Genomic DNA, 23,922 nt, shown 5'->3' on the forward strand with positions numbered 1-23,922 from the left:
ACCTGATGTTAGCCTGTTTAACCGTTTCACACTACTCAGAACGCTATAGACTGCGCACAGAATCGATCAACACGACGGTAAGAAGAATAACCCCTACAATAAGTACGACTGGAATTATTACACTCAAAAAAGTTCCATTCAACAAGGACGGACTACGAACGAACGTTTCTACGGTAAACAAATCAGAAGGCGTCAGCAATAACACAAGCAAGCCTGCCACAAACACTCCATTGCGTCCTACTAACCACCAGGAAATATGGTGATCGCCCAGCGCACCTGCACAGTGGCAGGAAAGATCAGAACGACCACGCACCAGGTTAATGATAATAGCCCCACTGAACACAAGAAACATGCCAAGGGCCAGAATAGTGGCAGGCAGGAGTACCAGGCCGCTAATCAGACCCAATGCAGCCACCAGTTCAGCTAGTGGAATAGAGAATGACAATACGGTAGAGAGAGCCAACTTCGATTCCAGGAAACCGGGCAGAATTTGGTATTCCTTCATTCCTCTCTCAAAGCGAGATCGGTGCAATAATTTGCTTACGCCAACACTCAAGAGGATCAATCCTAGTAACAGGCGAATAAATAAGCGAATAGCATTGATATCCACCAGAAACATCCTCCTGACTCCCCGCTAATCGGATTCTCAATACGATCTCGCCGGTCTTTTAAAATTGCCATAGATAAGTATAGCTGCTGGTTTTATCGATTTCTACCCCTAAGCGTTGCAATTTTGTTGCAATATATTCTACTAGCGGCAAAAGAAATTTGAGATGAAGGCACAATATTTTTGCGTTTGGATCAATTTCATATCACTTATCCTCTGGTAATTGGAGATGCTGAATCTGTTCGTGTGTAATCCCAAGCTTATGAACAATGCGAGAGATATATGATCTTACCGAGCCACAGCTTATACAGAGTCGCTCTGCAATCTCGAGATTGCTGTGACCTTCATGCAACAAATAGAAGACCTGCTTTTGCTGGGGAGTAAGCTTATTAAGATGAACAGGCGTGGAAGGAGCGAGGAACTTGTCGTCGTCGAGGGCCTTGAGTACTTCGAACGAAAGATAGGGCCCAAGCAAAAACATGGCTTCCTCCTTCCCTATTGCAATAGTAATAATACTTTGCATCATCTCTTGTGCCCCCTTTTCCAGAAGATACCCTCGTCCACCATGATCACGAACGGCGAGCAATATCTGTTTGTCTATTTTGTCGGCTATTACAAGATAATGATTATGCGGCAGAAGAGTAAAATCCTGAACGAGTGCTTGATGGATGATCACGAAATCGACATAGCAGGTTCCAAGATAGTTTTTCATCTCATCTTCGGTTGCTACCATATCGACACCCTCAACAATGGGAAACGTCTTGATCAGTTTCTGTAGCTGTGTACCGGTGCAATTACGAGGCACTACAAGTAAGATGCGCAGACTCATATACTATTGCTCCAGCCTTTTTCATCAACGGCAACAATGGCGTAAGTTCCACTATAAGGAAGTACAATGGTTTTATAGAAGTCAGCTATAAAAAATATATCCAATATGAAGCACATTCGCAAGTACTTGAGTTCTCTTTATCTTATCGAAAAGACGAACGAGGAAACTTCTGAAATTGCTCTTCCCTCTAAAAGACGCCAATCATGCCAAATGTATTGCAGGAAATACACACAATTTAGAGGAAATCGACAAAGAGGTAGCGGAATAAATAAGACGGCAATCGCCCTAAAAATAGTAACAAGAATCTTTACATCCGCCCGTAACTATTATACAAATGCCAGTACACACCTCTCCTGGCCAGCAATTCATCGTGCGTCCCCTGCTCCACGATGCGCCCATCGTCAATCGTCACAATGCGGTCGGCGTTGCGGATCGTGCTGAGGCGGTGCGCGATGATGAACGTCGTGCGCCCGGCGGTCAGGCGTTTCACCGCCTGTTGAATTAAGGCCTCGGACTCGTTATCGAGCGCGGATGATGGCTCGTCCATAATCAATATCTTGGGCTGGTGCAGGAACATGCGCGCTATGGCGATGCGCTGGCGCTGGCCAACTGACAGGCTCTGCCCGCGTTCGTGCAGCGCGGTTTGAAAGCCGAGCGGTTGTGATTGAATGAAGTCTAGGATGTTGGCGTTACGCGCGGCCTCCTCCATCTCCTCCTGCGAAACCTTGCGTAGCAGTCCAAACTTCAAATTGTCTTCGATGGTGCCGCTGAAGAGCGAGTCGTCCTGCAGGATGACGCCGAACTGGCTGCGCAGGCTCTCGATCTTCAGCTCGCGCAGGTCGTATCCGTCGATAGTCACGCGCCCACTATCGGGAGCATAGAAGCGCATCAGCAGGTTGGCAATCGTCGTCTTACCGGCTCCGCTGCGTCCAACCAGCGCAATCGTCGAACCGGCCTGCACCGCGAGATTGATATCGTGCAATACTTCGATGCCAGGGACATACGAAAAATGGACGTGTTCGAAGGTGATATGGCCCTGTATATTGGGCAACTGGATACCTTTCTCGGCATCGGCCTCCTCGGGATAGTTAAGCACCTCAAACAGGCGATCAATGGCCACTGCCGCCGCCTGTAGCTGCTGGTTAACGCCGTTCAACGTCGTGACGGGCGAGGAAAGCTGGCGCAGGATCAGAATGTATGCCGCCAACGCGCCGGCAGTCAGGCCATTCGTCAGCACCAGGTAGCCCCCGAAGCTCAATATCACGATCACCGCCAGCGCCTGCACGATTCCGATCATCAGGTTCGCCTCGGATTGAAAAATCGTGCGTTTGAAGGAGAGCGTATTGGTATGCATGATCAGCTTTTTGATTATGCGGCCAAAACGGTGTTCTGCCGCGAGCGCCTTGACCGTTTTGAGGCCCGTTAAACCCTCATACATGGCCCCGTTCATCACCGCGTAGCTCTCCAGCACCTCGCGGCTCAGCTGGCGCACACGCCGGTTAAAATAGAGGCTTACTCCAATGTAGAAAGGCGAAACTGCTATAACTACCAGCGTGAGCCGCCAGTCTGTCAAAAATAACACCACCGTATAGATGATAACCAGCACGATATTGACCGCGGTGTCGAGCAATACCTGGATGACCGTCTGCTGCGCGGATGTGACTTCACTGAGACGGCTCAACGCCTGTCCAGTAGTGGCGGTGCTCTGGTAGAATGAAAGCGGCAGGCGCAGCATGTGCTTGTAGAACTTATGGGTGATATTGAGGTTGGTTGCCCGGCTCAGCGACCCCTGCACGTTGCGGTTGAAGAAACTCAGTACTTCCTCTAATAAGAAGACGGCCAGCAGGAAAGCCAGTGACCAGATAAACAGCGAGATATCGTGCGAATGGAACACCTGGTCGAGCATGGTACGAAAGATGAATGGCAGCGGGATGGCAGTAAGGCCCACACCGACCGTCAGGAAAAAGGCAAGCACAATGTACCACTTAAAAGGAACGACGAACTGCCCGAACTGCCGCAGGTCCTTCCAGCTAAGCTTCTTTTCTCTGGCCCTCTGACGCCTTTCCAATCTCCTGGCATAGCCGGTGCTGGCATAGATGGGTCGTCTGGCCTGCTCAATGCTGATGGGCTTAGCTTCTGCCGGTTTTGCCACCTGCATCTTCGCCGTAGGGTATGCGCTTATTTCTCTATCCATACCACTACTATCGGCCAGTTGAAAGCCGTCTTGAGCTATTCGTGGCCTATGTCCATTGGTTATCGGTTCGACGACAGGCATCTCGAGCGTGTCATACGCTTCGATTTCGAAATCATCAAGACCGGGGAGAAGAGGTGGCGTCTCCGGTATATGAGAGTCATTCGTCTGTCCGATCAGTCGGACGGGGCGCGGTGTATTGGTGGGTGTTTGGGGCGCCTGCTCTTCAATCATGGCTCTCACCTGCAAAAAGTGACTGTATCAACCGCGGGCCATCGTTGGTGTCACGCGCGATTTCAAGCTGATAGCCGGACGCTTGCTCGGCCAGCCGGCTGAGCAGGTGAAATAGTTTTTCCTGCGCATAGAAGGCGTTATTTCCTGTACTCATGCACATGTCAATCAACATACGCAGCGTGTCTGCTTTGCTGAGCAGCCTGGCCCTGCTCGTATTCTCCGCTGTCAATGAGGGGAACAGCAGCAGGCGAACAGACGTTTGAAAACGTGCAGCTCCTGCTCGCACCTGTTCGATGCTTAAGAAACGCTTATCACGCTGATCGACCGGGTAGTCGCGCAAGAAGGAGAGATTTTTGAGCAACATAAGCGTATGGGAGCGAACTGAAACCTCGTGTGTGATTGTGTATGCTTCGATTTCTTCGTCGTCCCGACTTTCGCACAGCATTACCAGGTCATCTCCCAACAGGCCATATCCTTGGAGAGCGCAGCTGAGGCTAAGTGTCGTTTTGCCACTGCCAGATGCACCGATAATCAAAGCTCCTTGCCTGCAATTCCCGGGAGCAGTGATGGTGGCAGCGTGACAGGGCTCAAATCCGAATTGACCCAGTACCTGTCCCAACGCCAGCAAAAATACATAGCGGCGCAGGAACGTTCCCTGGTACGCCTCGGGCATCTCGAGCTGCGTAAGCGCAACAGGCTCCATGCGACTCATTACGCTGAGCGCATTGCCATTGATTGGACGTAGCTCCCTGTAGCTCTGGTACTCGGTCGTATTATCCATGCTCGCGTAGTGCTTGAGTTGTGTATTTGTCAGCAGGCGAATGGTATCCACCCTTCTCCTTGTATGCGGTAACCGGACAGGAAAAATTCCGCCGCTCTCATAGCAAAGCACGTAATAGCTTAATTCGCCCCGTACCTGCCGCGGTGGGGCAAACATACCCAGCATCTCGTCAAGTATGGCCAGAATCGTGGGATGATTGGTTTGACAGATAACGCGAATGTCATGGAAGAAATAAGCCTTGCGCAATAGGCGGCTGCTATCCAACATCTCGCGTATCGTCGTTTCAAATACTGCCGGTTGTATCTTTTCAGGCATACTGTTATGCAGTGGTATGTGATGGAGCAGCAACATCACTCAGAAGCTGGTTGGCGCGCAGATCATCGAGCAGCTTTTGCACATCGTGGAGGGCTTGCTCAAAATCTACCTCGTAGGATTCGCAGATGACGGCGGCGATATCGGCCTCCGTATGTTTGCCGTCGAGCAATTTCCAGATCAATGTGCCGATTACATTCAGATTATAAGAACAACCCTCGCGCGGATCGAGCAGAATTGCTTCGCCATCTAGCTCGCGCCATAGTACCTTTTCATTCCTGACCAACATTGAATATCTCCTCGGCTTGCCTCTCTACGTTTAACTTATGACCACAAAAAGCACTACAACTGCGTACGCACCAGTAACAAGCAAAGACAACGATGCGTGACAATCCATGCAAAAACAGCCGCCCTGCATTGAACTTGTTGAAAGTATATAGACGATAGAGCCGGTAACGCAACTGAGCGGTAATAAAGCCACACATTTGGGCTATAGGATGTCGCAAATTAATCAATTGTGTGGTACGACGTACCAGAATAGCGCGCCCAACCACCGATTGACCTTCAACCCAACGTGGATGCAGGTGAACGTCGCTCATTTCTAACAATCGGATCATGGAACCGGTTTGTTGATATCGAACGATGCGGTGAATAACGAGTCCTTCATCCGTCTCAAAAGCTGCGATTTGTCCTATCCGGATCTTGTCAGCAGCTACCGGTTCAATCCGCACCTCATCGCCGACGCGTAATAGCGGATCCATGCTGCCACTCGCCACACGGAACCAGAGCGCCTCACCCTGTCGTAATGCATCGATATACAGGGAAGCAAGCGTTTCGGCCTCTCTTTTTTGGGTCTGGCTCCCAGACATTTTTACATTTTCCATAATATAGTGCAATCAAGAAAAATCATCTGGCAGGGTATCGTGAAAATAAAACGAATGGCAATTAAAAAGAGAACATACGAACCTCCAGTCCCATCAAAGCGTAGGACATTTGATTGCGTATGTTCACAGAAACTCAGGTGGATGGATATCCGAATCCACCTGACTACCCATATTGCTGATGGGTCACGATTGCTTAGTTATCGCCGCCTTGTGTACCTGAGGTTGAGCAACTGAGTTGCTGCTTGCTCGGGGTCATGCGACAGCCAGACGTTGCAAGTGCCGAAGGCAGGTCGCGAAGACGCTTTACTTCGAGCTTTGGAGCCTGGTACTTAGCACGAGTGGTATGAGTAGTCATACTTTTCTCCTCCAACTAGCTCCTGCTATGCTCCTGTATGGACGATGAAGACCTTCAACGTCTTTACCAGGATAGCAAGATCGACAATAAAAGAACGGGTATCGATATATTGCATATCAAGCAGAACGCGCTCATCGTAAGAGATGTGCTGCCGCCCACTGATTTGCCACAAGCCTGTAATGCCGGGTTGGACCAGGAGCCGCTTCTGGGCATACTTGCCATAGCGAGGTAGTTCGCTCGGGTGAATAATACGCGGCCCTACCAGAGACATCTGCCCAATTAGAACATTGAACAGCTGTGGTAACTCGTCAAGGCTGGTCTTGCGTAAAAATCTGCCCACCCGCGTGATCCGTGGGTCATGTTCCAGCTTCATATTCTGCTGGTATTTCCGCATCAATTCCGGGTGTCTTGCCAGGTAGCCATCCGCATCATGAATCATTGTCCGAAACTTGAGGGCATGGAATCGTCGCCCCTGTTTCCCGATGATTTCGCGAAAATGTAGTATTTCTCCCCCATCATCGAGCTTAATACAGACGGCAATCGTCAGAAATACCGGCAGCAGTACCACTATTCCTATCAGCGCCAGAACTATATCGGTCACACGTTTCAGCATGAAATAGACGAGTGATGGTTCGCGAATAATGGTCGTCAGGGGTTCAGTATTGAATGCCCCCGTTTTCAGGTTTCCTAATACTTGAGAAGCTGGACCTTCATCCGCACGCTTAGGTATGGTTACCGTTATTTGTTCCATTCAAACGCCTCTCCTTAATTTGACTTTTTCCCCTCGACGGCTACAGTTTAGCAGACGCAGTACAGCTTGTCGGTAGTGAAAGAGTTAAGATATGATTGTGAATATTTCAAACCGGTTAAGGTTTCTCTCAAGTTCTTGAGCGGCTTCGCGCGTTTCCCCCCACGTTAAGAAGAATTAACCAGTTTCCCCCAATCTTTATACTTTTATAACCTCCATCCAACCATCCCTGCTCTTCCTCTTTGATACGCTATTCCTGACCGATTCTTTAGATAGATATGATGAAGATAGATATGATGAAGATTGCTTTCCTGAAAGGATTTGCGATGCGTGTCCTGTTCGTTACCCCTTACGTGCCGTCGCGTATTCGCGTGCGGCCCTTTAATCTGATTAAGTCACTCTCGTCCGTCCATGAAATTTCGCTCGTCTCCTTGCTCTGTGACGAGTACGAGCGGGAGATGGTACAGGATGTGGCAAACTATTGCGCTTCGGTCGATCTTGTGCCATTGTCTAAATCCCAGGCTTACAAGAACTGCTTGCTCGCTTTGCCCACGCTCACGCCCTTGCGCGTCGCCTATTATCAATCTCCGGCCTTTATAGCGCGCATCAAGCAGGTGATTCACGAGCGCCATATCGAAGTCGTTCATGGCGAATTGATTAAGGTTGCGCCGGCCCTGCGGGCTATGCTGGCGCAGGAAAATATTCCCCTCTTATATGATTCGGTTGACTGCATTTCGTGGTATCTCCAGCAGCAATACGCCTCGGCGCGCAATCCACTCAAAAGAGCATTTATTTACTCCGAATTACAAAAGATGCGCCGTTATGAACGCCAATCGCTGGCAGCATTCGATCAGGTTATAATCACTTCTAGTCATGATCGTGATTGCCTGATTGCTTTGGGAGAAGAACCATCGCATGTCAAAGTGGTACCGAATGGTGTGGATATAGAGTATTTCACGCCGCCGGTTGCCCCGCGCGAGAAGGATTCGCTGGTGTTCTGTGCCAAACTGGACTATTACCCAAATTCACAGGCGATCCTGCATTTCTGCCGTGAAATACTTCCGCAGATATGGGCCAAACGCCCCCAGGTCCGGCTTACCATTGCTGGCAACAACCCTCCGCAGGCAGTACGCGATCTCAGTTCTGACGAACGGATTACGGTAACGGGCTATGTGCCGGATATCCGTCCTTACCTGGGGTCGGCCTCGGTCGCCCTCGCTCCATTGCGTGTGGCAGCGGGTATGCAGAACAAAGTGCTGGAAGCATTGGCCATGGGTGCGCCGGTCGTGGCTACACCTGGATCGTGCCGTTCTTTGCAGGTCAAGCACGAGACACACCTGCTGATAGCGGATGAGCCGCAGAGCTACGCGGAAGCGGTGCTGCGCTTGCTTGAGGATCCACAGCTGGCTCAAGACCTGGGCAATGCCGGTCGCTATTACGTAGAGCAATATCATAGCTGGGTGGCGGCTTCCAACATGCTCAGCAACCTGTATAGCATGATTTCCACAACTCGCGATCAAGGAGAGCATCTGTCGCAGCCGGCTTATACATAAGTACTATGGCTCTCGGTTCACCAGGTACAGCTTCTGCTCTCCTGCCACATGACCATGTGGGAATCTGAAGAGCAATCCTTTGACCTGTAATCCGTTCCAGCAATTATGAAATGTTAACCAGTTATCCTGTTTCGTAACCGATTCATAACCGATTATTACCATTGAACTCAGCGAAAGCCTGCTATGCTTGCCAGCAGTTCGGACAAAGTGGCTATTGTTTAGTACTCCGCGAGGATGCACCGTTATAATGATGTGAACTTAATCCTACGGATGTAATGAAAGGCAAGACATGTTTCTTAGGAGGGACAACTATCAATGAACCTTAATTTAAGTGTAATAGTGAGAGCCCTGGTGCGCTGGTCCTGGGTTCTGATAATTTTCTTAATCGTAGGATATGTGCTGGGGAAAGTATTAACTTCCATACTTCCCCCACAGTATCAGGCAACTTCTCTCGTGCAGTTGAACGGCGGCTCTCGTGGGATCATTATCCAGCCGGTCGCCTCTTATGCCAACCTGGTATCAAGCGATTCCGTTTTGGGCCAGGCGCTAAAACAATTCCCTAAAATAAATCCTGCATCCATAGGAACTAAACAACTGGTCGTGACTCCTGACACTAAATCGAACAGTATTTCAATTCAGGTTTCGCTCCCCGATGGCAAAGATGCGGCCGGCCTGGCAAACGCGCTTGCGCAGATACTCGTAACCAGTCAGAATGCCTACATCAAAGCACAGACCGAACAGCAACTCAGTCTGCTGCAAGCGAGTATCAAGAACGACCAGAATCAGATCAATAATCTGAAGAATCAGATTATTGCAGTTGCAGGCCAAACTCCTCCTGGTCAGCAACCTACCCCGGCTAATGTAGCAGAACAACAACAACTACAGAATGAGCAACAACAGTATATAAACCGCCTGAACACCGATCAGAATCAATACAATCAATTGGTAACGGACCAGGCGCTGTATGGTCAACCGCTTACAGTAGTGCAGACGGCCACTGTGCCAACTAAACCATCGGGCATCACCGGAGTCTTGCCACTGGGGCCGGTGTCACTGGTGGTGATGTTCCTCCTCGGTCTGGCGTCCATTTTCTTCCTTGAGAAGATGGTGAAACGCGTCAATAGCGCATATGGATTGCAGAAAGAGACTTCTTTACCTGTGTTAGGTTCACTGCGCTGGACCAGTCCCAGTCCACTAAGCGCTCCCTTACTGAAGGTCATCGAATCGAAGAGGCCATACGGCGAAGATTGCCGTGTGATGATGGCGGATGTTCTGTTTCACGCCGAAGATGAAGGCGCGCATATCCTCGCGATAACCGCTCAGAGACCTCAATCGGGCATCAGCTGCGTGGCTTCGGAGTTGGCGGCTTTGCTGGCTCAGAGTAAAAGGCGTGTATTGTTGATCGATGCCAATTTGCATAATCCGGTACAGCACAAACGCCTGGGCATTCCCAATGATGCAGGTCTGGCTAGAATGCTGGAGGAATTGCGCAATCTGAAGATGAATCTCACGGCATCCGCTCAGGAACCTGTCGAGATGACCCAGCAGGCAGCGGTTTCTATGATGGAAACGCGCCGGGTTGCCGGCGTCCAGCCCAATCAGACGCCTGTGGTGAAGATTCACCAGCAGCGCTCCAGTTCCAATTCGAACGGCGCATCTGAGCAAAAATTCGTTGACATCTCCGATAAATTCCCTTTCGATAGCTATATTGTCTCTACCAGCATCCAGAATCTGTATGCTTTGCCGGCGGGCAAGACCTCCACAAACCCGGCCAGCCTGCTCAGCATGCCGGCGATGGAGCATTTCCTGCGCTGGGCATCTCGTCCTATCGATTACGTGATCATTGATTGCCCGGCTCTTACCTATGCTGAGGCGCATATCCTCGGTGGCTTGAGCGATCAGACGTATCTGGTAGTCGATGCCACTCGTGATCGCATGCGACAGGTGGAAGCCACGAAAGACGAACTATTGAGCACGGGGGTGAAAATTTCAGGTCTCATCGTCAATAAGCTGGGACGATGGATATAAGTTTCGCCTCCGCGAGCCCCAAGGACGCGGTACGTGAAGAGGATTGCTTGCCGCGGGTAGGGGATGTACTCGAGTCGATGTACGGAGGGCTGGATAACATCCCGGTTCCGGCTTCTCTGGAATCAGGCTCGAGTATTTTGCAGGGCTGCTTGCCACTTTTGATGAAGGAGCTATCATCTGAAGCTCTGTTGCAGAGGGTTGGCTCTAAAAAGTATGAGCGGCTACGTGATCTCTATTATCAAAGTAGCCTGCTGAACCTGTGGTATAGCTGGGAAGTGAAACGCGTCCTCGAGACGCTCACCGATGCGCACATTCCGGTAATGGTTTTGAAGGGTGCCGATATCGCGACGACGCTATACCGGCATCCTGAACTGCGCCATTATACCGATGTCGATCTGATGGTACGCCCAGAAAACCTGGCCGCGACCATTGAATTGCTGAAAGGCCTTGGCTATCGCTACCATCAAGAGTATCGCTTTGAAAGCGTTTCCCGGCAGCGCGCTGCCTTCGTGTATGTGAAGGAAGTCGCGGCGGGCTACATCGTGTTCGAGATTCATACCTCGCCACATCAAAATGAAATGGGTGTCTCATTTCAAGCCACTGAACTCTGGGAACGCGCCCGGCCGATCACAATTGAGGGTGTAAATGTGTATGGCATGGGACTTGAGGACCTGCTGCTCTACCTGTGCTGGCATTTTCGCTCTCACTCGTTCAGCCGTTTGATCTGGCTGTACGATATCACTGTATTGCTCCTGCGCCATGCCGGTGACATCGACTGGCAAAAAGCGTATGCTATCGCGAAAAAACAAGGGTTGCTATCCACCGTCTACTATTGTGTGCAGTGGTGCCAGGCGGTATTTCATATTTCACTGCCTGAACAGGTTCAAATTGCGCAATTTGCCCCTCCTGCGCTCATTCGCCACCTGGTCACGCATTTTGTAGGGAATGATTTCAGCGCTTTATTGCACGTAGGTTTACATCACGAGCGCAAAATAGTGCAGCGCTTGATGGTGGATGATAAACCAGCCTTATGCCAGGTGATGCTCCGAGTTTGTTTCCCCAGCCCAACGCACCTCGGGCGTCTCTACATGGAGCATTCGCGTTTGCCGGTGCGCCTTTTCTGGCTCTATTATCCCCTGCACCCTCTCTTCATGCTGCGAGCGTATTTTAAAGATCGCCCGAGAAGAAAGAGAGCTCAACATATATAAACATAATGCATGATATCGATTCAGGTGTAGTAAAGATCAACGGTGATTACCCATAAGTGGCCTCTATCGCGTGTTCGGGGGTGCATCCCCAATGCTGGTGTAGTAAAGATCAACGGTGATTACCCATAAGTGGGCTGGATGACGGAAGTCGTGGCCGCTGCACAATTTCGCACGGGAGATTCTTCGCTTCACTCAGAATGACATGCCCCCGGACAGTCTAGACAAGTCCGGGGGCATGTCATTCTGAGTGAAGCGAAGAATCTCTACTCACTTTCTGGATAGTCACCAGAAGATCAATGGTCCCAACCAAAATCTCGACCGACCAGCTGGTACAGTTGCGCGTTATATGGCTCATAGTATGCGAGCAACTGCTTGCGGATGGCCTCGTTCATCTTAGAAGGCGTTTCCTTTGATTTATTGTACTGTTTGTAGCCTTTTTTCAGGCTTGCTGGCTCGAAGGCAGGCACGTTCAGAAATTCCAGCGTCTGCTTGTAGATCTCTCCCGGGTTGGAGTAGAGGTCTTCACTTTTCAAAATGAGGAACTGCTCTCGTGGAAACAGGGCGAACCAGGCTTCCAACTGTTCAGCATACCTGCCGCGCGCTTTATAGGCAAAATGCTGGTAGTTGAAGCTGACGTAATTTTTTATCGTCGCTATTTTTTCGCGTTCTCCCTGGATTCTTTCCTCTTCGCGGGCGATGGCTTCCTCGAGCGGCAGCTTTTCGTGCTTGCCTCGTTCCACCTTGTGACGGTATTGTGAGTAGAGCCTGTCGACCGGGTTTCTGAGCAGCACGATCAGCTTCACATTGGGAAGGAATTGTGCCACTCTTTTTGGCGCAAGCGGGTGAAAAATATAGCTCGGGCTAGCCTCGCCGGTGATGTAATCGCGCTTTGCGATATGCTCAGTGTAATATTTCTCCAGCATCGTAGGAAAGTGCGCCCGGTACCACCAGAAGCCCTTCCCGAATTTATGATCGAAGAAATGAACCTCTTTTGTCGCCGCCGAATGGATATTCGGATGCTTAATCAGGTAATTATAGAGTGAGGTGGTGCCACACTTCTGCGCGCCGATGATGATAAAATCCGGCATCAAACGTATAGGGTTAGTGGCGGCACGAAAAAAATTATCCGCGTATACCCTGGTGTCATGAAACAGCTTCACGGCCATGAACTCCTTTTCTGTCTATCAATCCCAACCAAAATCTCTGCCCACCAGTTTATAAAAGCGTTGATTGTGGGGTTCGAAGTAATCGACGAGACGTTTCCTTAGCTCCGGGTCCATCTTTTTGGGCGGTGTGTATTTTGGCTTATTGTATTGCTTGAACTCCGTCTTGAGGGCCTTCGAGTCTGAATAAGGCACGTTCAGGAATTCCAGCGTCTGCTTATAGATCGAGGGAGCGTCTTTATACATATCTTCGCTTTTGAGTAGTAAAAACTGTTCGCGCGGGAACAGGCTGAACCACTTTTCGAGCTGGTCAGCATACAGGCCGCGCGCCAGGTAGGAGTAGTGCTGGTGATTAAAGCTGTAGCGTTGTGCCAATTCCTGCTCGGGCACATTTATTCTCTCCTGCTCGCGCTCGATGGCCTCCTCAAACGATAATGTTTCATCTCCCCAGCCTACTTCCCAGCAGTAATGCGAAAAAGCTCTTTCGATTGGATTGCGGAACAGGACAATCATCTTGACATTGGGCAGCGCTTTCTTCAGCCTTTGCGCGGCGTGGGGATGGAAAATGTAATATGGGCTGGCCTCGCCCGTCACAAAATCCTTCTTCTGAACACGTTCCGCATAGTATTTTTGCATGCTGTACGGGAACTGTCCTCGATACCACTTCAGGCCTTTCTGGTACTGATTATCAAAGAAATGGATCTCTTTTCTCGACGCGCCAACAATATTAGGATGGTCGATGAGGTACTCATAAAGGGAAGTCGTTCCTCCTCTTGCCACGCCAATAATAATAAAATCAGGCATGAGCCGCATCGGACTGGTGGCGACCCGGTAGAATCGCTCTGCCGATTTTGCGGCGTTTTTAATCGGTTGTATGGTATTCATTGCTTTCAATGTAAAGATCTCCTTTTATCTGTAGGGGCGCATCTTATGGTCGCCCCATCCTGATGTCTTTGCGCTTGAGCTTTTCGGATTGCGGTGGTGTACTTCCCTTAAACAGAAGCGGCAGGCTGCAGGCGCTTTCCCGACCTCCCGATAGGGATTGAAACTCAGGCCCATATCGCATTGGCGAGATCGCCCTCTTCAATCTGCTGCGCCGCTTTTATGTCTGCCTCCGATGCTTTTTGTTCGATCAGCACCGCCTCCTTATCCCAGTTAGGTATACTCAGCACGAGTCCGATCAGTAGCCAGCGATATGAAGCCTCTACGAAGGCTGCCGTTCCACCGCCAGCGGCGGCTGACGGAATAAAGATACCGGTGAAAAGGCTACCGAAGACAATAGAGATGTAGAAGCCTATAGACGAAAGAGCGACAGACTTGGCCAGGTCTGACTTTGATTTCAAGAAGTATTTGGCGCTGACATAGCCTACAGCCACAATGAGCCACAGCAGGCAGATTAGACCTTGAACCCCCATTTCCGCCAGCACCGAGAGGAACTGGTTGTGCGCAACTCCTACCTTGTCGGTACCATAAACGCGGTCAAAGAACTGGAAGTTGCCGGCACCTACGCCGAAGATAGGGCTTTTCAGCCAGATATTGATGGCATCAAGCGCAATTTTCAGGCGATCAGAACCATACACCTGCGTTGGATCGAAGAAGTTCGTTGCCCCTGGTATGAACAACAGCGCGAGAGGGACCAGCAGGAACAAAAGTGCTGTTGGATTCCTGGTGCGAATGACCAGCATGATAAATGATGAGAGGAATAGCCCGATCCAGGCCTCACGCCCTAAAGCCATGATGACGCCGATGCTATAGAAGACCGTCAGGAGAAGCCATAATATACGAGCTGTACTGTTCTTTGTATAGAGCGCTTTACTAAAGGCAATATTGGCAAAGAGAACGATCAGCGTGCCAAGTCCGCTCGAGGACTCGCCAAAGACCAGCGGACGAGCATACCCAAGAATATGCTTGTTGGAGAAAAGCCCCAGCGGCCCTGCAATAATCGTCCCAATGGTGTACATTGCTCCGGCAACGAGATAGGCATAGGTAACCAGTTTGGCATCCATTACTTTACGCGCAAGGCCGGGTACGACCAGCAGGAACATGGGTAAACCGATCAGCAGCGACATTTCAGAGAGGTTAGTGATCGTAATCGAAACGTTAGAGTGCGGGTAGGTATAAGGCACATTGGGGTCAGGATAGAGACGTGAGTAAATGATGGATATGAGCCCAACCAGAATCAAAGCAACCAGGGGCGCCAGCAGCGTCTTCGTCAGCAATACACGCCCCGATTTGCGCTCTGGGAGAACCACTTGCAGAATCCAGATCAAAAATACGAAGACAAACAGCAGGTCACCGATGTATAGCCGGGAAAGGATGCCACTACTGGAAAACGCGAGCGCTGTGCTAGGCCCGGCTGCCACGACATACAGCGGCAGGGCGAAACGAGACCGTATAAAGAAAAGGACGATCAAATTGATGATGATGGCTCCTATTATCCCCAGCACCGGCAATATGGGCATAACGTAAGCCATAGCTACAGACATGATGAGATAGAGAACGAGCGTAATTGTTAATGCCACAGGCGGCAGCTGCACCGAAACCGGTGATTGAGAAGAAGATTTATTTTGTATCACTGCAACAATCCTCACTTTTACTGTCTAATGCATTTGCCCTTGACCGCTTCTGGTTTGGCGGGCGACCGCCAGGGTGCGCCCCTACATGCCTGGGGAAAGCAGCCGGAGCCAGCCCTTTTCCTGAACCTGTTAGGGATTGATTGAAACCCTATTCCAAATTTTCGCGGTCGCCCCTGTTTAATACTGTGGCAAAGGCCGCTCCCAATTTTGCAAGCAGTTCCTCTGCCTCAAGTACTCTTGTACTGTTACTTCTTTTCGCATCAACGATCAATAAGACAATATCGGAAAGTGTGACCAGGTTGACTGTATTGGTGTTGCTCAGCAGCGATGGAGCGTCAAAGATGACCAGGTCGGCCTGATTTGAGAGCAACTCGGTAAAAGGTTCCAGCCCATCGATACGTATCGCCTCTCCCGCGGTTCCGGTTGTTTTCTGTTGAGCTGTTGTTCCGATTGGCACAAAGCCAAGCTTCACGATATTCGTGGCCAGAATAGGAGAAGGGCCAACCACACCTGTAGATAAGGCGCGAATAGCATCCAATGTGCCTGCCGAATTAGGCATTTGCAGCCAGCTATGCAGGACAGGATGCTCTGGATTGGCATCGACCAGGATGGTCCGCAATCCACTCTGAGCCGCTGTGATAGCCAGGCTCGCCGCCACAGTACTTTTTCCTTCGCGGCCTATTGGACTTGTGACGGTGATTACTCGCATTCGATGCTCGTACTCGCCTGCCTGGTAGCGAAGCCTGCGCAGCAGTGGTAGCGTCTCAGATGCTGTCTCTCGTAGAGCCTGGGGGCGCAATCGATCATTATTTACACCTGGCAATACAGGAATGAACGCCAGGATATGCGGCAATATCTGGTCTCGTTTCTTTCCACGCAGCGGTAGCTTCCGCGAAAAACGACTGGCCAGCAACGCGCCTCCCAATCCCATAAGCAGCCCTATGATGGGCGATAGCGCCAGGCGCAGGTTTCGCGTCGATTCTGAGCCAGGAATGGTTGTGATATGGGGCTGGATATCATATGGCACAAGAATCTCTGTGCTGCCATTGTTTTTCAATTGTTCCAGAGCTTGCATCTGTGAACTGATAGTAGCCAGCAGCTGTTGTTGATCTTTGTTCAGATTCGCTTCCGAACGCGCCAGGTAAGTATTGGCCTGTCCTGAAGCGGCCAGACTGTCAACTTCTGCTTTTGAAGTGTTTGCGTCTTGCTGTATGGTCTGGTACTCGTTCGTCAGTGCTTTCAGCAGGCCATTGATTAAATTCAATCGCTCAGCGTGAAAATTTGCTACGAAGGCCTGGTACACGGTCGTCACAACCAGCTTAGCATCATCTACTGAGGTCGCCGTCGCCGTTAATTGCAACACTCGCGTACCTGTTACCGCGGTCGTGGAAACCATTCCTTGTAGTTCATAGAGCTGCAAGTCCTTGAACTGTGGATAGGTCTGGAGCTTGGGAAGCGCCAGGTTGAGCGTGTCGGGATTAAGAAAGACTTTGGAGTAGAGGGTAGTAGAAAGGTTGTCCGCGATTAAGCCCATCGTGGAAGGAAGTTGCACCTCAAGTTGCAGCGTCGCTTGATACGAGTCGGGCGTAACAAAACTCGACGTGAATAATGCGGTGCCACGAGCCTTCGAGGTCGTCGTGCTTGTCGGTGTGTTGTGGCCGGATGGAGTACTTGGAGCAGTACCATCCGGTAAGGAATAGGTATAGGCTGTTGTCAAGATCATCGAAAGCAAGATGAACCAGCCCCACCGCGCCAGAAACCGGGTGTAACGCTTGATCCTGCCTCGCCAATCGGGTTGCTTTACTTCAAAGTTGTTCTTCATCGTTTCACCTGTCAAAGCCTTTTCCAGGCCGGATACCTGGAATTTCTTTGTCTCTCCATTCACAAAAATATTGTCTTTATACATACAATAGTTGTGCTTTTCATAATCATCCAGGGCCTATGGTACTCGTTTACTAATAAGTATCGGAAGAACATGACAGTTGAGAATAGGTTGATGTTCTGTGACTGCTCTTAAGATTTCTTAACCAACTTATGCCCCTCTCTCGCGCCTTGCCGGGATGAGTATAGCCATCTTTACAACCTGGTCTCAACTCGTTCGTAACCCCTTTGCTCTTCTCAAGCACATCAGGCCCTGCTACAATACGGGACAAACTTGAAAGGAGCGTTCTCGAGCCATGTCTGAAACATCACTACGCGTGGGCATTGACCTTACCGGAATCTGGCGCAGACCTACCGGAATATTTCGTTACGCATTAGAAGTTGCCAAACACCTGCTCTTGCTGCCGGAAAGCGAGCCGCATATTCGCTACGTCCTCTTTTTTGCGCGCGAAATTCATCCAGAATTCGTGCCCCTGCAAGACTCGTTTGATGCTGTGATCTGCCCGACGACGAATGAACTCGTCATCAAGCAATTCTGGTTCCCGTGCGTATTGCCGCGCCTGCGCCTGGATGTGATCCATTATCCCTCGTTTCCCCCTCCATACATTCAACCATTCGGGCCGCGCACCGTCATGACCTTGCATGATGCCGGACCCTGGCGTTATGCTGACGCTTTAACACTGCATGGGCGCCTCTACTTCCGCACGCTGCTGGCACGCGGTACTCGCACCTGCTCGCGCGTGATTGCCGTCTCTGAGCATGCAAAAGTAGAGATCGCGCATTTCCTGGGTGGACGTTACCTCTCCAAGATTTCTGTCATTCCCGAGGCGGCGCGGCCCGCCTTTGCTGTAGCATGCAGTGATTCCTTTAAGGACGAGGTTCGAACACGCTATGAACTTCCTGCTCGCTACTTCTTCACGGTCTCAACCGTTGAGCCGCGTAAAAACCTCGTAACATTGCTCGATGCCTATGCAAGGCTGAGAAAAGAGCTAGGTTCTTCGTGCCCGCCGCTGGTTATTGTTGGACGCAAAGGATGGAATTGTGACGATATTCTTGGTTATATGTCCGACCTGCAAGAGACCGTTCGTTTCCCAGGCCATGTATCGGACGAAGAACTGATTGCCCTCTATCAAATGGCTACCTGCCTGGTATTTCCCTCCTTATATGAAGGCTTTGGGCTGCCCGTGGTTGAAGCAATGATGGCCGGTTGCCCGGTGATTACTTCAACCACCTCCTCATTGCCAGAAGTAGCAGGCGATGCCGCCCTGCTTGTCGATCCACTTGATCCCTCGGAAATTGCCGCTACCATGAAAAAGGTGTTGCAGGACGAGCAACTGAGAGCGAGCATGATCGCAAAAGGGCACTCCTGGTCATCGCGCTTCTCCTGGGAAAGGACGGCTGAAATGACCAGGAATGCCTATCTCATAGCGGCGGGAATAAATATTCCTTCCGTATCAGGCCACCAGTAGCGCCTGCATCGTCAGTTTCAGTTCTTGCGTCAGGACCTGCGTCTGCTTCAACGATGTCAGGCTGTCTCGACGCTTCTTCACCAGCAAGAATATCTGCTTCACATACTTTGTGAACAGGTGCGCATCACCATGATCCAGTGGCGGCGCATCGATGATCACAAGATCGAACATTTCCTGTAATTCTGGCAGCAATTGCACCAGCGCCACATTTGTCAAAGGCATGTTTTGCGCAATCATCGCCCTTGCCGGTAGCAAGAACAGGTGCTCATCATCCGTTCTGTTGATAAAGTTGAGCGGCATACCACTATTGGTAATCAGCTCGCACGGTCCTGTGCGGCGGATTTGCTTTTGCAGTGCCGGTTGTTCATGATCTAGATCGATGAGCAAGGTCCGGTATCCATTGCGTGCCAGCGTACTGCCGAGTATTGCCGCCAGTTCGCGTTTCTTGCGCGGGCTGGTCAGCAGGATGGTATTGCCTTTCTCGCGCGTAGCCATTGTTCCAATCGCCGCACAGATCACTTGCAACTGGGTGACACGTTTAGAGAAAAAAGGCCTGCGACTTTGTAACGCCTGTTGTAGTTCTGACTTGAAGACAAAAGGCAATTCCGCGAATACGGGCAGCCCGGTCAGTCGCTCAACCTCTCCCCGATGCCTTACAAACGGGGAGAAGTACTCGGCGAAGATGATTACGATGATTCCTGCCAGCAACCCTAAAACCAGGCCGAGCAGCTCAAGGATATTAGGGGATAGCGGAGCGGTTGTCGCTGCGCCTGACTCCGTGGGCGGTTGCAGAATGAAAAAGGCATTTGAAAAGAGTGAACGTGTGTTATGAATGCTGGTCAGCGATTGCTGATCCTGGTATATAGCACGCTTGTCAAGATCAAGCTGGTATTGATCCTCGCTGATGGTCTGTTGCTGCGCAGGGGTTGGTGGTGTGGCCTGCTTTTGAGGTGCCGGTGGCGGAGTATTCGCGCTGATTTGCGCATTGAGATTATTCGCATCGGTGGTGAGTTTCGAAATTTGCTGGTTCAGGTACTTGATGTAATAGTCGACCTGCTGCAAGATGGCTGCGTTCTGCGTGTCTACAAATGTCTGCGTCAGATACCCATCAATATTCAACGCGCTTTCCGGGGTGATATCCGTCATACTGATAAAGATCGTCTGGTGCAGGTCGTCTGAGGTGACTACGATATCTTTCTGCAAATCGAATTTCGACAGGCGCGGATAATGTTTGCTAATAACGCTTTCCGCCGCCGGTGTATCTACTAACCCTTCCGGAGTTTTGGGGAAAGTTACTTTCAGGATACCGGTTGGGTCCGCATTATCGGCCAGCAGGGAAGCATTGACCTGAACCGTCGATGTTGCGGTAAAGGTAGGGTACAAATTTTGCCCTATATACCTGCAGATAAAGAAGCCGATGATCATAAAGAACACGATAAGCCAGGATGCCCGCAGTATACCCTGCATATATGCTTTCATTTCCATTATTGTAACCCTTTCATTGGTCCTTTCTGTCCTGCCGCCCCTGTAGGGACAGTGCCTGGTGCCTGTTCTGGCCTGTCCTGCAGCATCTCAATGATAAAAGTGCCGGCGGCCGTCCCCCACGCATCCCAATTGAGGCGGTCATCAAAGGCCTTTCTGCTTGATCTAACCAGGTCATTATAGCTTTGCTCGTCCGAATAAAGCCTGGCAATCACGCGCGCGTAGTCGTTGCCACGCGCATGAAGCGGTAGCAGAAAGCCGTTTTCGCCTTCCCGGATCACTTCGGGGACACCACCGGTGAAGGTTGAGATAACCGGAAGCCCAAACGCGTTTGCCTCGCAAAAAACAAGTCCAAAACATTCATTTCTTGTAGGAAGCAGCAGGAAATCTGAACTCAGATACAGTTGTTCCAGCTCTTTATATTGTTTTGCGTCATTTTTATCCAGATAAGGAATAACTTTCATATGTTTATGCGAAAATTTCCTGGGGGGAACGCATCCGCATACTATCAGCTCTGCTTCGATTCCTTGCTGCTCCAGCGCGAGCAAGGTTTCAAAAGCGATATCGCCGCCTTTGCGCTGCCAGTCAAAACCAATAAAGAGTAATCGGCAGCGGTCGGATTTTTTCTTCTGCTCGATGATTGCCGCCGCGGGAGCCTGTTCAAGATTGGCGCCAATCGGAATAACATGTACCTTGTTCGGGTCAGCATGATAGTCGTCGATGGCTGATTGGGCGGCCCACGCTGAAGCATAGATAAGCATGCTTGCCTTTTTAATGGCGTTCTGCGAAAGGGCATTCATAGAGCGAACAGAGCGCTCCGGCAAGCCCGAATATTGCGGATAATAGTTATGCAGTGACGCAAAAGTGGCGTCTTCTATCAAAACAATGGGAAGATGTGTATGGATGAAGGCAATTTCCGTCGTACTCGCGGGAGCGACAAGCACATCGAACGATTGGCTTGCCAGGGCAGCATTGGCGAACTTCGCATATCTTTTGGCGGTAAATATTCTATATTCACACACAAAATATTTTCTACCGATAGAAAAGAAGGGATTATAAGGAGCGTATTTCTTGAGCAAGAACCGCAGCTTTTTATAAAGGGCTTGCTTGCTCGAGGAATTGCCTTGAGCCGGAGCGCCGATGTGGATTACCTCTCCACAATATTTTTGCAGGGCCTGGGCCGTATAAAACAGGGTGCCGGACCAGGCTCGTTTATCTCGTGGGTCCATCGGCGTCACAAAAGCAATCCTTGGACGCTTGATCTCGTCACTCATCAGGAACTCGCTTTCTTCGGGGCGGTCAGGAAGCCATCTTATTTGTCCCAATCGAAATCCCTACCGAGCAATTCTTTTAGGCGTGCGTTATGTGGCCTGAAATACTCGACCAGGTATTTACGCAGCTCGGGATCCATCTTGGGATAGCTATCCTTGACCTTATACCCCGTTTTTGTGGGCACTTTGTATTTTTTATATTCTTTATTGGTATCGATCATGCTCGAAGGCACGCCGAGGAATTCCAGCGTCGTTTTCACCGTCTCCGCCGGTTTGCTATACAGGTCTTCGCTCCGCAGAATCAAAAATTGTTCCTTGGGGTAAAACTCCATCCAATACTTCAACTGGTCCACGTAAATGCCGCGTGTGAGATAAGAGTAAGGCCGGTAGGTGCGGCTAATGTAATGTTCATCGGCCAACATTTTCTCGCGTTCACCGGCAATTCTTTCAGGTTCGGCCTCGATAGCCTCTTTGAAAGAAAGCGGCTCGGTGCCGTTAGCCTTGACATTGAGCCAGTGTTGTGAGTAGGCGCGGTCGATAGGGTTGCGCAGCAAGACGATCAATTTCACATTGGGCATCGACTGCGCAATTCTTCTTGGGGCAAGTGGGTGAAACAGATAGGATGGACTTGCCTCACCTGTAATGAATCCCTGCTTGCGTACATGCTCGGTGTAGTACTTTTCCAGGGTCGTAGGAAATTGCGCGCGGTACCAACGAAAACCCTTGCGGTAGTTCGCGTCAAAAAAGTGCAGTTCTTTAGTATACGCGGGCGCAATAAATGGATGATCTATGAGATAAAAATAAAGGGATGACGTGCCGCATCGTTGTCCACCGATAATCAGAAAATCGGGCAGCAGCCGCAAATTGCCGGTGATTACCCTGTATGTTTGAGAGGAATAATGCAAGAAATTTCTGGTACCAGATCTCGCATTAGAAGAAATCTTCATTGGGTCCAAACTCCTTAACGTCTACCACGATGTATTTTTTTCTGGTTCAGTTCTGTCCAACATGTATAACTATTGAGCGTAACATGCGAGCCAAAAGTAGGGATATTGGGCTACCTTCACCGACTTGCACCCTATAGCCTCAACTACTAGCACCGGTTCGTCTTGCTTCCCTCGTATACCCTGCTTAGCATAATCGGCATGTGTAAAGAAGGGATGAGCAAATGGTAACGGATTGGTTGTTATCATTGCCTTGCGGTTAAGGAAAGATAACCAGAGTCAGTACAAAAGTCTAGATGTAGTCGTCGTCTTTCAGCGAAATGCTGGAGGGACAGCGCCTGGTGCCCGTCCTGGTAGGATCGCAATGAGGACAGGCACCAGGCGCTGTCCCTCCTATTTGATTGTGCTTTTCATCTGTTGGGAGTTAAGAATTTGGCCGATATCTGTTATAGATTATGTGATTTCCTTCTCATCCTCTCAGTATGAGCGGAAAGTACTAATCGGTCCAGGTATGCTTGCTCTGAAGGAAAACGTTAGTCTATCCTTGCCAATGAAGATACGGGTGTTTACATATTCAATGGCTAAGTTCATGGAGGTTCTTATGAGAATAGGTACAAAGCGAAAGCAGCGCAATACAGGCAAAGTGGCGATGAGCGGATTGGCTTTGTTCCTGATCATCTGCCTCTTTCTCTTATCTGGTTGTAGTGGATCCGCTAAATCGAACGATCATCCGTTTGCGTTGGGTACGCCGGGCGACCAGGGAGGAAGTGCTACGGAGGATGCAGGTACTCCCAGTTCCGGTATACCTATCGTGGTAGTGCAGGATCAATCAACCCTTTCCACTTATCCTGGTGGGTTTATGAATATGACCGTTACCACTGCCCCTTTTGCCGTCTGTAATTTTCTTGTCTATTATGGGCTGAGTACGCCGAGCAAAACATATGGCATTGTTCCCGTCACCGCTAACGCTGATGGGCTGGCCAGCTGGAAATGGCAGGTAGACCCGGCAGCTCATACCGGCAACTGGCCTTTGAAGATCACAGCGACACTGCCTAATGGTCAGCAATCGACGCAAACGATAGATGTTACCGTGACATTACCGCCTATCAGTGTCGTCAGTAGCCAGTCAATTTTGACCGGCGCTCCAAAGAGCCAGTTAAAGCTAATGATTCAAACCGCGCCCAATGTAAATTGCTCCCTCCTCTTGAATTTCGGGCCAGGGTCCAGCAGCAAGACCTTAAAGGCAAGAACAGGATCGCAGGGTCTGGCAAACTGGACCTGGAATATTCCGAAGGATGCCAGTCCGGGCGTGTGGCCCTTGACCGTCACTGTGACCTTGCAGGATGGAGAAAGCACCGCGATCCAGGTCAACGAAACCATTCAATCGTGACCGGCATCATGGAGAA

The 23,922-nt window shown here is 50.2% G+C and carries 20 protein-coding genes; 5 read left to right on the forward strand and 15 right to left on the reverse strand.

Annotated elements, in window-relative coordinates; translation table 11 throughout:
* Positions 1-43: 43 nt before the first annotated feature.
* The 8 genes from VFA09_22215 to VFA09_22250 form a co-directional block, all read right to left on the reverse strand.
* Positions 44-619: a MauE/DoxX family redox-associated membrane protein gene (locus VFA09_22215; GenBank protein HZU70002.1), complete on the reverse strand. Its 576-nt coding sequence runs from the start codon at positions 617-619 to the stop codon at positions 44-46.
* Positions 620-812: 193 nt separating this feature from the next.
* Positions 813-1,436 carry a LuxR C-terminal-related transcriptional regulator gene (locus VFA09_22220; protein ID HZU70003.1) on the reverse strand — a complete coding sequence of 208 codons (624 nt, stop codon included), beginning with the start codon at positions 1,434-1,436 and terminating at the stop codon, positions 813-815.
* Positions 1,437-1,743: 307 nt separating this feature from the next.
* Positions 1,744-3,861 (reverse strand): peptidase domain-containing ABC transporter, encoded by a 2,118-nt coding sequence (locus tag VFA09_22225; GenBank protein HZU70004.1) that lies wholly within the window; start codon positions 3,859-3,861, stop codon positions 1,744-1,746.
* On the reverse strand, positions 3,854-4,957 hold the full coding sequence (locus VFA09_22230; protein ID HZU70005.1) for a hypothetical protein: 1,104 nt from the start codon (positions 4,955-4,957) through the stop codon (positions 3,854-3,856). The genes VFA09_22225 and VFA09_22230 overlap by 8 nt, the downstream gene beginning before the upstream one ends.
* A gap of 4 nt (positions 4,958-4,961) precedes the next feature.
* Positions 4,962-5,243 carry a PqqD family protein gene (locus tag VFA09_22235; GenBank protein ID HZU70006.1) on the reverse strand — a complete coding sequence of 94 codons (282 nt, stop codon included), beginning with the start codon at positions 5,241-5,243 and terminating at the stop codon, positions 4,962-4,964.
* Positions 5,227-5,823 carry a hypothetical protein gene (locus VFA09_22240; protein HZU70007.1) on the reverse strand — a complete coding sequence of 199 codons (597 nt, stop codon included), beginning with the start codon at positions 5,821-5,823 and terminating at the stop codon, positions 5,227-5,229. Before VFA09_22240 ends, VFA09_22235 begins: the two co-directional genes overlap by 17 nt.
* A gap of 208 nt (positions 5,824-6,031) precedes the next feature.
* Entirely contained in the window at positions 6,032-6,193 is a 162-nt protein-coding gene (locus VFA09_22245; GenBank protein HZU70008.1) for a hypothetical protein, read from the reverse strand.
* Positions 6,194-6,218: 25 nt separating this feature from the next.
* A complete protein-coding gene (locus VFA09_22250; GenBank protein HZU70009.1) occupies positions 6,219-6,944 on the reverse strand; it encodes a sugar transferase in 726 nt (241 codons plus the stop codon).
* A 290-nt stretch (positions 6,945-7,234) separates the two neighbouring features.
* Between VFA09_22250 and VFA09_22255 the strand changes: the two genes are divergently transcribed.
* The 3 genes from VFA09_22255 to VFA09_22265 all read left to right on the forward strand — a co-directional run bounded on the left by VFA09_22255 (position 7,235) and on the right by VFA09_22265 (position 11,730).
* Positions 7,235-8,494, forward strand: a complete 1,260-nt coding sequence (locus tag VFA09_22255) for a glycosyltransferase (GenBank protein HZU70010.1) — start codon at positions 7,235-7,237, stop codon at positions 8,492-8,494.
* 315 nt (positions 8,495-8,809) lie between these two features.
* Positions 8,810-10,522 (forward strand): Wzz/FepE/Etk N-terminal domain-containing protein, encoded by a 1,713-nt coding sequence (locus tag VFA09_22260; protein HZU70011.1) that lies wholly within the window; start codon positions 8,810-8,812, stop codon positions 10,520-10,522.
* A complete protein-coding gene (locus VFA09_22265; GenBank protein HZU70012.1) occupies positions 10,513-11,730 on the forward strand; it encodes a nucleotidyltransferase family protein in 1,218 nt (405 codons plus the stop codon). Before VFA09_22260 ends, VFA09_22265 begins: the two co-directional genes overlap by 10 nt.
* Positions 11,731-12,023: 293 nt before the next feature.
* On the opposite strand, the gene VFA09_22270 is transcribed toward VFA09_22265, so the two are convergent.
* From VFA09_22270 to VFA09_22285, 4 genes are all read right to left on the reverse strand, one after another.
* Positions 12,024-12,890, reverse strand: a complete 867-nt coding sequence (locus tag VFA09_22270; protein ID HZU70013.1) for a sulfotransferase domain-containing protein — start codon at positions 12,888-12,890, stop codon at positions 12,024-12,026.
* Positions 12,891-12,914: 24 nt separating this feature from the next.
* Positions 12,915-13,778: a sulfotransferase domain-containing protein gene (locus tag VFA09_22275; GenBank protein ID HZU70014.1), complete on the reverse strand. Its 864-nt coding sequence runs from the start codon at positions 13,776-13,778 to the stop codon at positions 12,915-12,917.
* 164 nt (positions 13,779-13,942) lie between these two features.
* Positions 13,943-15,469 (reverse strand): O-antigen ligase family protein, encoded by a 1,527-nt coding sequence (locus VFA09_22280; GenBank protein HZU70015.1) that lies wholly within the window; start codon positions 15,467-15,469, stop codon positions 13,943-13,945.
* A gap of 148 nt (positions 15,470-15,617) precedes the next feature.
* A complete protein-coding gene (locus VFA09_22285) occupies positions 15,618-17,375 on the reverse strand; it encodes a CpsD/CapB family tyrosine-protein kinase (protein HZU70016.1) in 1,758 nt (585 codons plus the stop codon).
* Between the two features lie 271 nt (positions 17,376-17,646).
* Here VFA09_22285 and VFA09_22290 point away from each other — a divergent pair, with 271 nt between their 5' ends.
* Positions 17,647-18,819 (forward strand): glycosyltransferase family 1 protein, encoded by a 1,173-nt coding sequence (locus VFA09_22290; GenBank protein ID HZU70017.1) that lies wholly within the window; start codon positions 17,647-17,649, stop codon positions 18,817-18,819.
* Here VFA09_22290 and VFA09_22295 read toward each other — a convergent pair.
* The 3 genes from VFA09_22295 to VFA09_22305 are packed head-to-tail and all read right to left on the reverse strand — an operon-like array spanning position 18,805 to position 22,519.
* On the reverse strand, positions 18,805-20,304 hold the full coding sequence (locus VFA09_22295) for a hypothetical protein (GenBank protein HZU70018.1): 1,500 nt from the start codon (positions 20,302-20,304) through the stop codon (positions 18,805-18,807). The genes VFA09_22290 and VFA09_22295 overlap by 15 nt on opposite strands.
* A complete protein-coding gene (locus tag VFA09_22300; protein ID HZU70019.1) occupies positions 20,304-21,575 on the reverse strand; it encodes a glycosyltransferase family 4 protein in 1,272 nt (423 codons plus the stop codon). The genes VFA09_22295 and VFA09_22300 overlap by 1 nt, the downstream gene beginning before the upstream one ends.
* Before the next feature lie 38 nt (positions 21,576-21,613).
* Positions 21,614-22,519 (reverse strand): sulfotransferase domain-containing protein, encoded by a 906-nt coding sequence (locus VFA09_22305; protein ID HZU70020.1) that lies wholly within the window; start codon positions 22,517-22,519, stop codon positions 21,614-21,616.
* Between the two features lie 598 nt (positions 22,520-23,117).
* Here VFA09_22305 and VFA09_22310 point away from each other — a divergent pair.
* Positions 23,118-23,906 (forward strand): hypothetical protein, encoded by a 789-nt coding sequence (locus VFA09_22310; protein ID HZU70021.1) that lies wholly within the window; start codon positions 23,118-23,120, stop codon positions 23,904-23,906.
* Positions 23,907-23,922: the final 16 nt, after the last annotated feature.

It is taken from the genome of Ktedonobacteraceae bacterium (assembly GCA_035653615.1).
Classification (GTDB): Bacteria; Chloroflexota; Ktedonobacteria; order Ktedonobacterales; family Ktedonobacteraceae; genus DASRBN01.

Bases quoted from the DNA above. Each gene is read 5' to 3' on its own strand.
- VFA09_22240 (HZU70007.1), bottom strand. From the start codon at position 5,823: ATGTCTGGGAGCCAGACCCAAAAAAGAGAGGCCGAAACGCTTGCTTCC.
- VFA09_22225 (HZU70004.1), bottom strand. From the start codon at position 3,861: ATGATTGAAGAGCAGGCGCCCCAAACACCCACCAATACACCGCGCCCC.
- VFA09_22235 (HZU70006.1), bottom strand. From the start codon at position 5,243: ATGTTGGTCAGGAATGAAAAGGTACTATGGCGCGAGCTAGATGGCGAA.
- VFA09_22255 (HZU70010.1), top strand. From the start codon at position 7,235: ATGATGAAGATTGCTTTCCTGAAAGGATTTGCGATGCGTGTCCTGTTC.
- VFA09_22215 (HZU70002.1), bottom strand. From the start codon at position 619: ATGTTTCTGGTGGATATCAATGCTATTCGCTTATTTATTCGCCTGTTA.
- VFA09_22265 (HZU70012.1), top strand. From the start codon at position 10,513: ATGGATATAAGTTTCGCCTCCGCGAGCCCCAAGGACGCGGTACGTGAA.
- VFA09_22285 (HZU70016.1), bottom strand. From the start codon at position 17,375: ATGTATAAAGACAATATTTTTGTGAATGGAGAGACAAAGAAATTCCAG.
- VFA09_22230 (HZU70005.1), bottom strand. From the start codon at position 4,957: ATGCCTGAAAAGATACAACCGGCAGTATTTGAAACGACGATACGCGAG.
- VFA09_22300 (HZU70019.1), bottom strand. From the start codon at position 21,575: ATGAGTGACGAGATCAAGCGTCCAAGGATTGCTTTTGTGACGCCGATG.
- VFA09_22310 (HZU70021.1), top strand. From the start codon at position 23,118: ATGAGAATAGGTACAAAGCGAAAGCAGCGCAATACAGGCAAAGTGGCG.
- VFA09_22295 (HZU70018.1), bottom strand. From the start codon at position 20,304: ATGGAAATGAAAGCATATATGCAGGGTATACTGCGGGCATCCTGGCTT.
- VFA09_22260 (HZU70011.1), top strand. From the start codon at position 8,810: ATGAACCTTAATTTAAGTGTAATAGTGAGAGCCCTGGTGCGCTGGTCC.
- VFA09_22290 (HZU70017.1), top strand. From the start codon at position 17,647: ATGTCTGAAACATCACTACGCGTGGGCATTGACCTTACCGGAATCTGG.
- VFA09_22305 (HZU70020.1), bottom strand. From the start codon at position 22,519: ATGAAGATTTCTTCTAATGCGAGATCTGGTACCAGAAATTTCTTGCAT.
- VFA09_22245 (HZU70008.1), bottom strand. From the start codon at position 6,193: ATGACTACTCATACCACTCGTGCTAAGTACCAGGCTCCAAAGCTCGAA.
- VFA09_22250 (HZU70009.1), bottom strand. From the start codon at position 6,944: ATGGAACAAATAACGGTAACCATACCTAAGCGTGCGGATGAAGGTCCA.
- VFA09_22220 (HZU70003.1), bottom strand. From the start codon at position 1,436: ATGAGTCTGCGCATCTTACTTGTAGTGCCTCGTAATTGCACCGGTACA.
- VFA09_22275 (HZU70014.1), bottom strand. From the start codon at position 13,778: ATGAATACCATACAACCGATTAAAAACGCCGCAAAATCGGCAGAGCGA.